This is a genomic window from Allobosea sp. 10L422, assembly GCF_056395345.1.
The window spans coordinates 352,214-364,744 of the sequence record NZ_JBFTJI010000002.1 but is presented as its reverse complement, the minus strand read 5'-3'; the positions used below and the strand labels follow the sequence as shown (position 1 = coordinate 364,744).

General features: G+C 65.0%; 13 protein-coding genes. 6 read left to right on the top strand and 7 right to left on the bottom strand.

Annotation, left to right across the window (positions count from 1 at the left end; genetic code table 11):
* Positions 1-101: 101 nt before the first annotated feature.
* From AC1DEZ_RS06105 to AC1DEZ_RS06085, 5 genes are all read left to right on the top strand, one after another.
* Entirely contained in the window at positions 102-1,076 is a 975-nt protein-coding gene (locus AC1DEZ_RS06105) for a succinylglutamate desuccinylase/aspartoacylase family protein (protein ID WP_476779036.1), read from the top strand.
* Between the two features lie 64 nt (positions 1,077-1,140).
* On the top strand, positions 1,141-2,178 hold the full coding sequence (locus AC1DEZ_RS06100) for an extracellular solute-binding protein (RefSeq protein WP_476779035.1): 1,038 nt from the start codon (positions 1,141-1,143) through the stop codon (positions 2,176-2,178).
* A complete protein-coding gene (locus tag AC1DEZ_RS06095; protein ID WP_441512204.1) occupies positions 2,175-3,035 on the top strand; it encodes an ABC transporter permease in 861 nt (286 codons plus the stop codon). Before AC1DEZ_RS06100 ends, AC1DEZ_RS06095 begins: the two co-directional genes overlap by 4 nt.
* Positions 3,032-3,832: an ABC transporter permease gene (locus AC1DEZ_RS06090; RefSeq protein ID WP_441512203.1), complete on the top strand. Its 801-nt coding sequence runs from the start codon at positions 3,032-3,034 to the stop codon at positions 3,830-3,832. Before AC1DEZ_RS06095 ends, AC1DEZ_RS06090 begins: the two co-directional genes overlap by 4 nt.
* Before the next feature lie 2 nt (positions 3,833-3,834).
* Positions 3,835-4,902 (top strand): ABC transporter ATP-binding protein, encoded by a 1,068-nt coding sequence (locus AC1DEZ_RS06085; RefSeq protein WP_476779034.1) that lies wholly within the window; start codon positions 3,835-3,837, stop codon positions 4,900-4,902.
* Between the two features lie 206 nt (positions 4,903-5,108).
* On the opposite strand, the gene AC1DEZ_RS06080 is transcribed toward AC1DEZ_RS06085, so the two are convergent.
* From AC1DEZ_RS06080 to AC1DEZ_RS06050, 7 genes are all read right to left on the bottom strand, one after another.
* Positions 5,109-5,915 (bottom strand): family 1 encapsulin nanocompartment shell protein, encoded by an 807-nt coding sequence (locus tag AC1DEZ_RS06080; RefSeq protein ID WP_476779033.1) that lies wholly within the window; start codon positions 5,913-5,915, stop codon positions 5,109-5,111.
* Positions 5,908-6,975 (bottom strand): Dyp-type peroxidase, encoded by a 1,068-nt coding sequence (locus AC1DEZ_RS06075; protein ID WP_476779032.1) that lies wholly within the window; start codon positions 6,973-6,975, stop codon positions 5,908-5,910. The genes AC1DEZ_RS06080 and AC1DEZ_RS06075 overlap by 8 nt, the downstream gene beginning before the upstream one ends.
* 93 nt (positions 6,976-7,068) lie before the next feature.
* Positions 7,069-7,302 carry a hypothetical protein gene (locus AC1DEZ_RS06070; RefSeq protein WP_476779031.1) on the bottom strand — a complete coding sequence of 78 codons (234 nt, stop codon included), beginning with the start codon at positions 7,300-7,302 and terminating at the stop codon, positions 7,069-7,071.
* A 28-nt stretch (positions 7,303-7,330) separates the two neighbouring features.
* Complete coding sequence (locus tag AC1DEZ_RS06065) at positions 7,331-7,585, bottom strand: DUF2171 domain-containing protein (protein ID WP_441512199.1); 255 nt, start codon at positions 7,583-7,585, stop codon at positions 7,331-7,333.
* Positions 7,586-7,892: 307 nt separating this feature from the next.
* On the bottom strand, positions 7,893-8,123 hold the full coding sequence (locus AC1DEZ_RS06060) for a hypothetical protein (RefSeq protein ID WP_476779030.1): 231 nt from the start codon (positions 8,121-8,123) through the stop codon (positions 7,893-7,895).
* Between the two features lie 41 nt (positions 8,124-8,164).
* Positions 8,165-8,440: a chaperone modulator CbpM gene (locus AC1DEZ_RS06055; protein ID WP_476779029.1), complete on the bottom strand. Its 276-nt coding sequence runs from the start codon at positions 8,438-8,440 to the stop codon at positions 8,165-8,167.
* Positions 8,440-9,339 (bottom strand): DnaJ C-terminal domain-containing protein, encoded by a 900-nt coding sequence (locus tag AC1DEZ_RS06050; RefSeq protein WP_476779028.1) that lies wholly within the window; start codon positions 9,337-9,339, stop codon positions 8,440-8,442. The genes AC1DEZ_RS06055 and AC1DEZ_RS06050 overlap by 1 nt, the downstream gene beginning before the upstream one ends.
* Positions 9,340-10,010: 671 nt before the next feature.
* Between AC1DEZ_RS06050 and AC1DEZ_RS06045 the strand changes: the two genes are divergently transcribed.
* Entirely contained in the window at positions 10,011-12,197 is a 2,187-nt protein-coding gene (locus tag AC1DEZ_RS06045) for a glycoside hydrolase family 3 N-terminal domain-containing protein (protein ID WP_476779027.1), read from the top strand.
* Positions 12,198-12,531 lie beyond the last annotated feature (334 nt).

Here is a 12,531-nt window from a genome sequence, read left to right as displayed (position 1 = left end):
CCGTTCCATATGCGATAACGGTGTTGACATATATGGTACCTCGGGCTCTCTTATAGCAGCAGCGAGAGCCGCTGCACGATAGCAACGAGAGCGCGCAGCAGATGATGATCGGCACCGCCAAGCCTGCCAAAGGGCAGATCACCAAGGGCCATGTCGAGCTCGGCTCCTATCCCGACGGGCCCATCTATTCTCCGGTGCTGATTGCCGAGGGAGAGAAGGACGGCCCGACGCTCTGGCTGCAGGCCTGCATCCACGGCCCGGAGGTGGTCGGCCCGCTGGCGATCCAGCGCTTCCTGAAGACGGTCGATCTCAGCCAGCTTTCGGGGCGGGTCATCTGCCTGATGCTCGCCAATCCGCTCGGCTTCCGCGGCTACAATCGCCTGACCCCGCAGGACGGCTACAATCTCAACCGCGTTTTCCCGGGCGACCGCCAGGGCCATCACACCTACCAGCTCGCCCATCGTTTGCTTGAGCTGTCGCTCGCGAACTCGGATGCGATGCTGGATCTGCATTCCGGCGGCGACCTCACCATCACCTGCCATTACACGCTGTTCCACAACAACGGGACCGCTGAAGGCGTGGAATCCGAGCGGCTCGGACGCGCCTGCGGCGCTCCGAATGTCTGGAACTCGCTGGAAGAGGGCCTCTCCGGCTGCCATTTCACCCATTACACGAAGAGCGGCAAGCCTTCGCTGATCGTCGAGAGCGGCGGCGGTGCACGGGTCACGGCGGAAGACCTGGACCGGCTGACGCTCGCGATCTTCAATGTCTGCAAGGCCCGTGGCATGCTGCCCGGCGAGCCGGTCGTTCCGGCGCAATTCCGTCTCGGCGGCGATGCAATCCATCACAAGGCCACTCATGGCGGCCTGTTCATCCCTAAGGTCAGCCCCGGGGACGACGTCGTGAAAGGACAGCATCTCGCCGATATCGTCGATCTCTTCGGCGATGTGGTCGAGGAGGTTCACTGCCCGGTCGAGAAGGCCTGGATCGGATCGATCCGCCGACCACATATGCCGATTTACAACGGCGATCAGGTCTTCGAGCTGGTCGGCACCAAGGGATACGACGCGGCCTAGATCTGCAGGCGAACTCGGTAACATGGCCGGGTTTCGATACCCGGCCCAACAACAGGGGACCATCATGGGTATCAGCCACGTCAGCCGACGCCAGGCGATGGCGGCGCTCGCCGCCTCCGCCGCTCTCCCGTGGGTGCCGAGTGCGGCAAAGGCGCAATCATTCGCCGGCCGCAAGCTCGTAAGCTCGGGCTTCGGCGGCTCGACCATGGACATCATTCAGGCGGCCGTCTTCACGCCCTTCGACAGGGAAAGCGGGGCGTCATCGACCCAGGTGCCGATGCAGTCGGCCGCCGCCCTCGCCCGCATGAAGGCGGAGGCCGGAAATCCTCAGATCGACATGTTCCAGTTCTCCGGCGGCCAGGAAGCCTTCGCCAAGAGCGAGGGTCTCAGCCAGCCGATGACCGGCGTCTCGCGCCTGAGCCGGATCCCGTCCGCCCTGAAGGACCCCGAGGGGCACTGGGTGACCTGGGCCGTCATCGCCGAGGGCATTGTCTACAACAAGGACAAGGTCAAGACGCCGCCGACGAGCTACAAGGATTTCCTGAAGCCCGAATACAAGGGCCATATCGCCTTCCCGGCAATCACCAACGGTTACGGCGTCGACTTTCTGGTGATGCTCGCCAAGGCTTTCGGCGGCAGCGAAGACAATATCGAACCCGGCTTCGAGGCGATGAAGAAGATCAAGGGCGAGACGATCTTCAAGGCGGCTTCCGATCTTCCCACCCTGTTCGGGCAGGGCGACATCTGGATCATGCCCTACGACACCGGCAACACCTTCAAGCTGCAGCAGGCCGGCCTGCCCGTCGCCTTCGCCACTCCGGTCGAGGGCAGCCCCGCCGTCAACATCACCGCCTGCGTCGCCAAGGGCACCAAGAACGCGGATGTAGCCGGTGCGGCGATCGACGCGATGCTGAAGCCGGAAGCTCAGATCGAGATCGCTCGGACGATGCGCTGGACCGCCTCCAATCCCGACACCAAGCTGCCTGCGGATCTGGCGGCCGAAGTTCCCGCGGTGGACAAGCTCGTCCAGCTCGACCGCGACAAGATCAACGCCAAGCGCGCYGGCTGGATCGARCGCTGGAACCGCGAGATCGCACGGTGACGACAGCCGCTTCAGGCTCGGGCGTGGCGCGCTTCGCGCCCGTCCTCCTCTTTGCTCCCTGCGCGTTTGCCTATGCGGTCTTCTTCATCTGGCCGCAGGCATCGCTGCTCGCGATGAGCGCCACCGAGAAGGCTGGCTTCACGCTCGCGCAGTACGAGCGCTTCATCTTCGATTCCTATTACTGGGAAATGCTGGGCCGCACGCTCTGGCTCGGCTTCGCCGTCACGGCCATCACCCTCCTGCTGGGTGTTCCGACGGCCTATCTGCTGGCGCGCTCCCAATCGCGCTGGGCGAGCTTTCTCCTGCTGCTGACGACCTTTCCGCTACTGGTCAGCGCCGTCGTGCGCTCCTTCGGCTGGATGGTGCTGTTCTTTCGCGACGGGCTGCTGAGCCGGACTTTGCTGGCACTGGGGCTCGTCAACCAGCCGGTGCAGACCATGTACACGATGGCCGGCGTGATCATCGCCCTCGCGCAGGTTCTGCTGCCACTGATGATCCTGACGCTGCACGGGGTCTTCAAATCGATCGATCGCGATCTCGAATATGCCGCGATGAGCCTGGGCGCGCGCCCGAGCGTCGCGCTCGGGCTGGTCACCTTCCGGCTCGCAAGCGGCGGCATCGTCGCAGGCTCGCTTCTCGTCTTCTCCCTGGCCATCAGCGCCTTCGCGACCCCGAGCCTGGTCGGCGGCGCGCGCGCCAACGTCATGGCCACGGCGATCTACGAGCAGGCTGTCGAACTGCTGGACTGGCCGTTCGCAGCGGCTCTCGCGACCATCCTGCTCGTCGTGGTCCTAGCGGTGTCGCTGGCCTATGGCGCCTTGCTCGAAGGCCGCGGTGAAAAGGAGCCATCGCGATGACGATCTCCCTGCGTTCTCCGCTCGGCATCGCCATGCTGGTCCTGACGGTCCTGGCCTTCGGATACCTGCTGCTTCCGATCCTCGTCGTCGTCGCTGCTCCGCTGGGCGACACCGGCTATTTAGCGTTCCCGCCACAGGGGCTGACGCTGAAATGGTATGGGGCTGCGCTGCATGACACGCGCTATCTGACGGCGCTGATGGTCAGCCTCCGGATTGCCGTGGTCAGCGCGATCATCGCCTGCACGTTGGGGGTATCGGCGGCCTATGCGCTGACGCGCTTCGACTTTCCGGGCCGACGGCTGCTGGAAGCGGTGTTCCTGTCGCCGCTGATCCTGCCTACGCTCGTGCTTGCCGTTGGATTGACGCTGTTCTTCACCCGCACCGGGCTTCTGGTTGGTTCGTGGAAGCTCGTCGCCGGGCATGTCATCGTCTGCACGCCCTATGTGCTGCGCGTCTCCCTGCCGGTGCTGCGCCGCTTCGACCGCAGCCTGGAGGAAGCCGCTCGCAATCTCGGAGCCTCGCCGGTCGTCGCCTTCTTCCTCGTCGTCCTGCCGGTCGTTCGGCCGGGCATCGTCGCCGGAACGGTCCTCGCCTTCATCACCTCCTTCGACGAGGTGGTGCTCGCGCTGTTCCTGGCCGAGCCGGGCGCTCCGACGCTCCCCGTGACCATCTATTCTGCGGTGCAACTCGGCTTCGAGCCCTCGGTTGCGGCGGTCTCCGGCCTCCTCGTGCTCGCCACGCTTGGCTTCATGCTTCTCTACCATTTGTCGAGCTCCCTCGGGCGCTCCCGGACCTGATCATGGACATCGAGATCAATCACCTGCGCAAGACCTATGGCTCCGCGGTCGCGGTCGCCGATCTGAGCGCGAAGGTTCCGCAGGGCCAGATGCTGGCGTTGCTGGGCCCCTCGGGCTGCGGAAAGACAACGACCCTGCGCATGGTCGCAGGCTTCATCGAGCCGACGTCCGGCTCGATCCGGGCCGGCGGTTCCGACATCACCCGGATGCCGGCCCACAAGCGCGATACGGGATTGGTTTTCCAGAACTACGCGCTGTTTCCCCATATGAGCGCGGCCGAGAACATCGCCTTCGGGCTGCGCAGGCGTGGTGTGGCGCGGGCGGAGCGTGAGCAGCGGATCGGCGTCATGCTCGACAAGCTCAAGCTTTCAGGGCTTGCGGACCGGCTCCCCCGGCAGCTTTCCGGCGGCCAGCAGCAGCGGGTCGCGGTGGCGCGCGCGCTGGTAATCAACCCCTCGATCCTGCTGCTCGACGAACCGTTCTCAAATCTCGACGCCAAGCTGCGTGAAAGCACCGGCCTTGAAATGTCGCGGCTGCAGCGCGAGTTCGGCCTGACGTCGATCTTCGTCACCCACGATCAAACCGAAGCAATGAGCATCGCTGATACCATCGCCGTCATGAAGGATGGCGAACTCCAGCAACTCGGCAATGCGAGCGAGATCTACCAAAAGCCAGCGAACCGCTTCGTCGCCGATTTCATCGGTCGAGCGAATTTTCTCCCCGGCCATATCGCCGACCGGAAGGAGGCGCATGTATCGATTGTCCTCACCGCCGGCCTCACAGTCGAATTGCAGGCCGATGGCGTGGGCGGCTCTCCTGGAGACGAAGGGGAGGTCCTGCTTCGTCCCGAGGCCATTTCGGTCACGGATGCCGGCCAGGCCAACACACTCAAGGCGACGGTCGAGCAAATTTCCTATCAAGGCTCCATCGCCAATCTGCATGGCAGATTGCCTGACGGTAGTGCGATCGTTGCCTCCGTGCCGCCGGACACGCTCCGCGGCTTGGCTCCGGGCGATGCCGCGAGCCTCGTGATTAGGACGAATGCAATGCGTTGGTTCGGTCGACGCTAACAAGCCCAGCGCGATCAGACAGCTGATATGAGCTCGGACCGCCAACACGTGGAGCGATTAGTCGATCGCTCTGAACGCCAGGAGCAAGCTCATGCAGAAGGTCGATCATCGTGATCCTGACCAGCGCGCTGGCGAGATTGCGCGCGGCCTCGAGACCACACCGAAGCCGGCGCCGACGATGACGACGTGATGGTCGTCCGTGGGCGTCATGGGTTCGGCTGGATCAGCGCGACAGCGGCCTCGGATGTGAGCACGCGGAAGGTGAAGCTCTCCTGCAGGTAGAGTTCGACCGTCTTGGCATCGTGGCCGAGATAGCCGATCGCGATATCCTGGCCGAGATCGAGCTCGAAATCGCCGCCGCGCGTGGTTACGAGAAAGCCGCCTTCGATCGCCGGCGCCCAGATCACCCCGCCACCGACGATGCGCTCGAGATGGTGGAAGATCGGGTACCCCTCCTCGTTGCCCCCGCTCGCCGCGCGATAGGCCTCGCCGCCCAGCACCAGCGCATAGGGGCCGTTGCAGCCGGCGAGCTTGAGGTCGTTCAGCGCCCTGGCGACCGCCTCGGGATAATCGTCGAGAGCGGCCGGCAGGGGCACCGCGGCGTTGCTGCTGCCCTTGCGGATGCCCGTGATCCCGGCTGCGGCATAGCCTTCGAAGACGGCGCGGTCTTCGGCGAAGGCGATCGTCTTCGCGGCATCCTTGACCGGCTGCCAGTCCGAATCGTCGGAGCCGCGCTCGACATCGTCGATCGCATCCCGCGTCAGCGTGAACGGCACGCGCAACTCGACCAGCGGCTGAGCTTCGCGCAGAAGCGAGCGGATGCCCGCACCCGGCGCCTCGATCGCGCGGGTGTGCCCCGTCCCGGCGGCTGCATAGGCCGTGCCCTTCGGGCCGTCGACATCGACGACGCGGCGCGCCGCGAGATAACGCTTCAAGGTGCGCGACGCCTCCTCCTCGATCTCAGCCCAGGCGGCGTCCGAGATGGGAGCGAGCTCCCGGTGCAGATTATTCATGGCCTGCCTCTTCCTTCAGGGAACCGATGCCAAGCGAGCCGTCGCCGGGAAGTTTGGGTGGAGATACGGCCGCAGACGGCTCGGACGACACGGGGGCCGGTGCCGGCTCGGCCTTCTCCGGCGTGACGCCGTCCAGGAAGGTCGCGGTCGGCACGAAGAAGAGCGAGCCGGTGACGGCGCGGCTGAAATCGAGCAGGCGGTCGTAATTGCCCGGCGGCGCGCCCACGAACATGTTCTCCAGCATGCGCTCGATCCGCCGCGGCGTGCGCGCATAGCCGATGAAATAGGTCCCCGCCTCGCCCGTTCCGGCCTGGCCGAAAGGCATGTTGTCGCGGAGGATGTCGACCGGCTCGCCATCCTCGGTGATGCTGGTCAGGACGTTGTGGGCATAGGGCTTCTTCAGCGCCTCCGGCTGCTCGATATCCGAGAGCTTGTGGCGACCGACGATGTTCTCCTGCTCCTCGACAGGCACCTTCTCCCAGCCGGCGAGGTCATGCAGGTATTTCTGGACGATGACATAGCTGCCGCCAACGAAGCCCGCATCATCGTCGCCGATCAGCGTGGCCGCGGCAGCATCCGGCCCGCTCGGGTTTTCCGTGCCGTCGACGAATCCGATCAGGTCGCGATCGTCGAAATAGTTGAAGCCGTGGACCTCGTCGACGGCCGTGACCGCGCCGTCGAGCCGGATCATGATCTGCCGGGCCAATTCGAAGCATAGGTCCATCCGCCTGGTCGAGCGGATATGGAACAGGATGTCGCCCGGCGTCGAGACCGCGTGGTGCACGCCGCGAATCTCCTTGAACGGATGTAGCTCCCTCGGCCGCGGCCCGTCGAAGAGCCGGTCCCAGGCCTGCGAGCCGATCCCCATGACGCAGGACAGGTTGCCCTGGAGATCGCGGAAACCGACCGCTCGCAGCAGCCCGGACAAATCGGCGCAGAGGCCGCGCACGGCGACCTCCGCCTCGCTACCCGGATTGATCGTCACGACCAGGAAGATCGCCGAGCGCGTCAGCGTCGCAAATACCGGTTGCGACACCACTGTGGGAAGACCTGTGTCCATGGACGACCGTTCGATAGGCTGGATGCGGGCGCGTCCCGGTCGTCCGGGCCGGGGTAGTTATGAAGCAGAGACTGTCCAAGCCTGCGGCAAATCTCAATCCATGTCGCGGAAAGCATGGCCGGCGCCGGCGACGCCTTCGATCACGCTTGGCGGCAACAGGTCGGCGGCAGCAGTCCCGTCGAAAAGCCATTCCTTGGGGCCGACAAAGTCCGGCAGTTGCGCGCCGCTGGCAACGCAGAACCCGATCGCAGGCTTCTTGGCGTTTAGGTAGAGATCGCATCGCTGCATCGGAGCTATCCATTTCCCGGACAAGACGACCGCGATCACCCGCGCGCGAGGATCGCGGCCGGAAGCGTCAGAGGTTCACTGGCTTGCCGGAGGGCTCTTCCTCAAGCGTCACGGCGATGTCCGCATTGGCGGACAAGCGCACATTGTTGCCTTCGACGCCCGCGACGAAGCCCAGCTCGATATAGTGATGATGGCCTTCATGCCGCCCATAAGAATCGCTCTTCTTGAGCTTGATGCGCTCGCCCTCGACGCGGTCGACCGAACCGACATGAACACCGTCGGCCCCGATGACCTCCATGCCTTCCTTGATCCTGTCCTTCATCGCCTTCCTCCTGGGTTGAAACCTGTCCATCGTCGAGTCCCGTGCCGAGTGATCGGGGCCCCGCCCGCCACAGCGGGTCGGAGCGATAACCGCCGGGCGCTCAGGCCAGTTCCAGATCGTCCTCGTCGACCGTGACGCGCCAGCCAGCGATGGGCCGAATTCGGCATCGGCGGCGGGCTCCATGCCAGCCTGGTTTCGATCAACGGACATACCCGCCCTTCCAGTTCATCGCATCCGAGGGCAGCGGCCCGAGCCACGCCATCAGGCAGCGCTATCGCCACGTCGAAAACCCAGCGGAGCGTGGCGCCTAAGACGGCCCCAGGAAGGCCGGCGCCAGATCCTCGTTGACCATGTTCCGGGCCTCCAGATCGGTCTGCTCGCTGCCGACTTCGTTCATCCGCTTCGCCACGTCGAAAAGCAGCGCGCGGACATCGTCCTCGCTCAGCAGGCCCTTCGCGACCAGCTTGCGAACCAGCGCCCGTAGGACGAGAGCGTCGATATTGCCGCGCTCCTGATGGGCTATCAGAGCTTCGTTCATCCCAGACCTCCCCGGCGCACCAACAAGCGCTGTCCTGCCCCTCACCGCCCCTTGATCTCCTCGCGCAGCTCGCCGAGCACACGCCGCAGCCCGTGAATCTGGTCGACGAGATGCAGGATCACGTCGATGCCCTCGTCATTGGCGCCGAGATCGTCCTTGAGCTGCCGGATCAGATGCGCGCGCGCCAACTCGATCTCGCTGAAGAGCAGCCCCGCTTCGGCCTCCTCCGGGATCAGCCAGCGCTGCTCCAGCCAGAGCTCCAGCACCTGGACCTGGATTCCCGCCGAGGAGAGAAATTCCTGCTTGGTCATCCTCATCACGCCCTGCCCTCACGCGGATCATAATCCTTATCCTTCCAGCCCGACACGAAGCTCTCCAGCTCCGGATCGGGCGATTTCGGCAGGACCACCTTGAGCTGGACGAACTGGTCGCCCTGGCCTCCCTCGCGCCGCGGCACGCCCCTGCCGCGCAACCTGAGCTTCGTGCCAGTGTTCGAGCCCTTGGGCACCGACATCGTCACGTCGCCTGTCGGCGTCGGGACCCGGACCTGTCCCCCGAGGACCGCCTCCGTCAGCGAGATCGGCAGCTCCAGCGTGATGTCGTCGCCGTCCCGGGTGAAGCGGCGATCGGGCCGGACCTCGACCTCGATCAGGGCATCCCCCGGCCCACCCTTGCCGGACCCGGGAGCGCCCTTGCCCTTGAGGCGCAGCGTCTGGCCGTCGACCAGGCCGGCCGGGATCTTCACATCGATCGTGCCGCCATCCGGCAGCGTCAGTCGCTTGGTCGCGCCGGTGATCGAATCCACCAGGTCGACCGCCAAATGGTAGTGCAGGTCCTGCCCGCGGCGGTTCGCCCGCGCCTGCTGGCTGCGGCGCAGCAGCTCGGCGAAGGCGTCGTCCTGATCCATGAAATCGGAAAAGCCGGCGGCGTCCGCATAACGATCGCCCTGGTCCGAGGTCGCGTAGTCCCGGTAGTAGTGGTGCTGCGGCCGCTCGGCGCCGGATTCGTCGATTTCGCCGGCATCGAAGCGCTTGCGCTTGTCGGCGTCGCTGAGCAGGTCATTGGCGGCCGCAACCTCCTTGAACTTCTCCTCGGCCGCCTTGTCACCGGGATTGAGATCCGGGTGCAGCTTCTTCGCCAGCTTGCGATAGGCGCTCTGGATCTCGGCGGCGGAGGCCGTCGCGGCGACACCCAGAACCTCGTAGGGATTTTTCACGGGCTACTCCGAAAGCCTGTACGACGGCGAAGCTTGCACAGACTGCCATCACTTCGCATGGAATTTGATAGCGGCATGCGTCCCGTCGCAGAAGGGCTTGTTTCGCGAGCGCCCCGCAACGGCCGCAGCCTCCCACCTTCCCGACATTCCGCTTCATTAGCGGCCCCGGCGCTCACCGGGGCCTTTTTTTGCCCGAGGCACCGATCGCGGGTGACAGTTTCAACGCTCCACCGTGACGGACTACGATGCCCCGTCTCGTCTAAGTAATTGAATTATTTAATTGCGCGGTGACAAACTCAGGCTCTCATGACAACATCTCAAGCCGCAATTCGGCGTCGCAACGAAGCAGCAGCCGCGCGCAGGGCACTCTCCTGCGACGGCGTCGAGAAAGGCCCGCTTGGCTCCGCCCCCTCTCGAAGCGCCGGTAGAGATGGGATCAGAGCAGCCTCGCGATCTGTTGTTGACGCTCCCCCGGTTTTTATCCAGCGTTGAGTGCCTCTGGGCCGTTCCGGATTGGAGAAGCGACCGGCTTCGGGCGCTGGGATTGGCGGATGCGAACGGCTCTGGACTCTGCCGTATCCGAGCTGCCGGTGAAGGCGCGCTGTGCCAGCAGTACGCCAGCCAACCGGTGCAATGAGCGCCGGTGTGAGATCGCGCTTCGGAGGTGATCGATGAAAGCACCTTTCGACCGTCCGGATATTGAAAAGCTCATCGGCGCCATGACGCTGAAGGAGAAGGTCGGGCAACTCACCATGCTCAGCGGGGAATTGGTTCAGACAGGCCCCGCATCCGCTCCCGTCACCTCCGATGCCATCAAGAACGGCGAGGTCGGCAGCCTTCTGAACCTCGTCGGGCCAGACCGCATCCGGGACGCGCAGCGGCAAGCCGTCGAAGGCTCGCGCCTCAAGATCCCGCTCTTGTTTTCGCTCGACGTTCTCTTCGGGCTGAGGACGATCTTCCCCATCCCTCTCGGCGAGTCGGCCGCCTTCGATCCGGCGCTCTGGGAAGCAACGGCGCGCGTCGCCGCGCAGGAATGCGCCGTAGAGGGTATCGACCTGACTTTCGCACCTATGATCGACATCGCCCGCGATCCGCGCTGGGGCCGCACCCTCGAGGGGCCGGGCGAAGATCCTCTCGTCGGCCGGCGGGTCGCGCAGGCGAAGGTACGCGGCTACCAGATGACCGACCTTGCCGCGCCGACGGCGATCGCCGCGACGGCAAAGCACCTGGCCGGTTATGGAGCTGTCCGCGCCGGGCGGGAATACGCCTCCGTCGATATGTCGGAACGGCTGCTGCACGAAGTCTACCTGCCCCCTTTCAAGGCAGCGGTCGAGGCCGGCGTCGCCTGCATCATGCCGGCCTTCATCGACCTCAACGGGACACCGATGTCGATCCACACGCGGCTCCTGCGGCGGCTGGTTCGCGAGCGCTGGGGCTTCGAAGGGGTGATGGTCAGCGATTGGAGCTCGGTTGCCGAGCTGCTGGTGCATGGTGTAGCGGCAGATCTGGCCGAGGCTGCGGCGCTTGCGCTGAACGCCGGCGTCGACATCGACATGATGGGCAAGGGCGCGTATTTCGACGGCCTGCCCGAAGCGCTCGATCGCGGCCTCGTCACCATGACGACGATCGACGAATCCGTACGGCGCGTGCTGCTGCTCAAGCTGCGCCTTGGCCTGTTCGACAATCCCTATCGTCGATGTGGCTCGCCCGAGGCAGTCGCGGCAGTCCGCGTCCAAACCGCCAGACGCGCGCTGGCGCGGGAAGCCGCGCGCAAGTCGATCGTTCTCCTGACTAACCTGGAGAACACGCTGCCGCTCAAGAAAAGCCTCAGGTCGCTGGCGATCATCGGCCCGTTCGGGGATCTCGCGGGAGGAACCTCAGGGCCGGATGCCGTCCAGCGCATCGCCACCTTCGTCGATCAGGTGAAGGCGGCCTTCCCCAAGGCCGCGATCTCGGTCGCGGCCGGCAGCGAAGTCGAACGACTGAGCGCAACCGGTCTGGAAGTCGCTCGGCAGGATGCACGGCGCAGCGAGGTTCTCCTCCTTTGCCTCGGCGAAACCATGGAAATGGCCGGCGAAGCCAGCAGTCGGGACTACCCCGGAATACCCGAGCCCCAGCAGGACCTGGCGCGCGCGCTCCTTGGAACCGGCAAGCCGGTCGTCGTCCTGCTGTTTTCGGGTCGGCCGCTGATCCTGCCGAGTTGGCTGGCGGAGCGGGCAAAGGCCATTCTCGCGGTCTGGCATCCCGGCTGCGAAGCCGCTGGCGCCATCGTGGACGTTTTGAGCGGCTCGCATAACCCTGACGGTCGGCTCTCGATGTCATGGCCGGCCGATGTCGGACAGATTCCGATCTTCTTTGCCGAACGCCCGACAGGCCGACCAAGGCTGGAGAACGAGCATTTTTCCAGCAAGTATCTCGATGTGCCGAATGAGCCCCGCTTCTCGTTCGGCCACGGCCTCTCCTACACCACCTTCCTGCTGACCAATCCGCGCGCGACCAAATGGACGATCGCGCCGGGCGAGAGCACCGAGATCCTGGTCGACATCAAGAATACGGGAGCGATGGCCGGCGAGAGCACGGTGTTCCTCTTCATTCGCGACGTGGTTTCATCGATCACGCGGCCCTCGCTCGAATTGAAGGATTTCACGAAGGTGGCGCTCGCCCCGGGTGAGACGAAGACGGTGCGCTTCATCCTCTCCACCGACCAGCTTTGCTTTCTTGGCCCCGATCTCGAACCGCTTCTCGAGCCCGGCGCCTTCAACATCTATGTCGGGCCCAGCGCCAGCCCGGACCGGCTCCAGATGCTCGCGCTGCGCGTGCGCCCGGCTTCAATCGAAACCGCGCAGAACAGGGCATGAGCGCTCGCTTGGCGCAGACGAGAGCTTGCGGCCGATCCGAGAGTGCGATGCCGCAATGGGACCTGCGCATGGCCCCCGACCGCCGCGGCGCTGGATCGCCCCGCCGGAGGACCGGATTGCCAGTGCCCCGCTTCATCGCCGGCGTCACAAGATCGAGAGCGCATTCGGCCGGACAAAAGGCCGGCGGCGAATTGGGCAGCGTTGCAATCGCTACGTTCACGCTGCCTTTACAGCATTTTATGGCGCTCCGCGCCGCTTTCCGGCTCTGCGCCGGAATCTCCGTCTCGAGCGGTCACGGATTGGTGCGCAGATTGGCCCTGTAATCCCGGAAACC

Coding starts and splice junctions, on each gene's coding strand:
- AC1DEZ_RS06085 (WP_476779034.1), top strand. CDS start 3,835: ATGGACATCGAGATCAATCACCTGCGCAAGACCTATGGCTCCGCGGTC.
- AC1DEZ_RS06055 (WP_476779029.1), bottom strand. CDS start 8,440: ATGAGGATGACCAAGCAGGAATTTCTCTCCTCGGCGGGAATCCAGGTC.
- AC1DEZ_RS06080 (WP_476779033.1), bottom strand. CDS start 5,915: ATGAATAATCTGCACCGGGAGCTCGCTCCCATCTCGGACGCCGCCTGG.
- AC1DEZ_RS06045 (WP_476779027.1), top strand. CDS start 10,011: ATGAAAGCACCTTTCGACCGTCCGGATATTGAAAAGCTCATCGGCGCC.
- AC1DEZ_RS06075 (WP_476779032.1), bottom strand. CDS start 6,975: ATGGACACAGGTCTTCCCACAGTGGTGTCGCAACCGGTATTTGCGACG.
- AC1DEZ_RS06105 (WP_476779036.1), top strand. CDS start 102: ATGATGATCGGCACCGCCAAGCCTGCCAAAGGGCAGATCACCAAGGGC.
- AC1DEZ_RS06060 (WP_476779030.1), bottom strand. CDS start 8,123: ATGAACGAAGCTCTGATAGCCCATCAGGAGCGCGGCAATATCGACGCT.
- AC1DEZ_RS06090 (WP_441512203.1), top strand. CDS start 3,032: ATGACGATCTCCCTGCGTTCTCCGCTCGGCATCGCCATGCTGGTCCTG.
- AC1DEZ_RS06065 (WP_441512199.1), bottom strand. CDS start 7,585: ATGAAGGACAGGATCAAGGAAGGCATGGAGGTCATCGGGGCCGACGGT.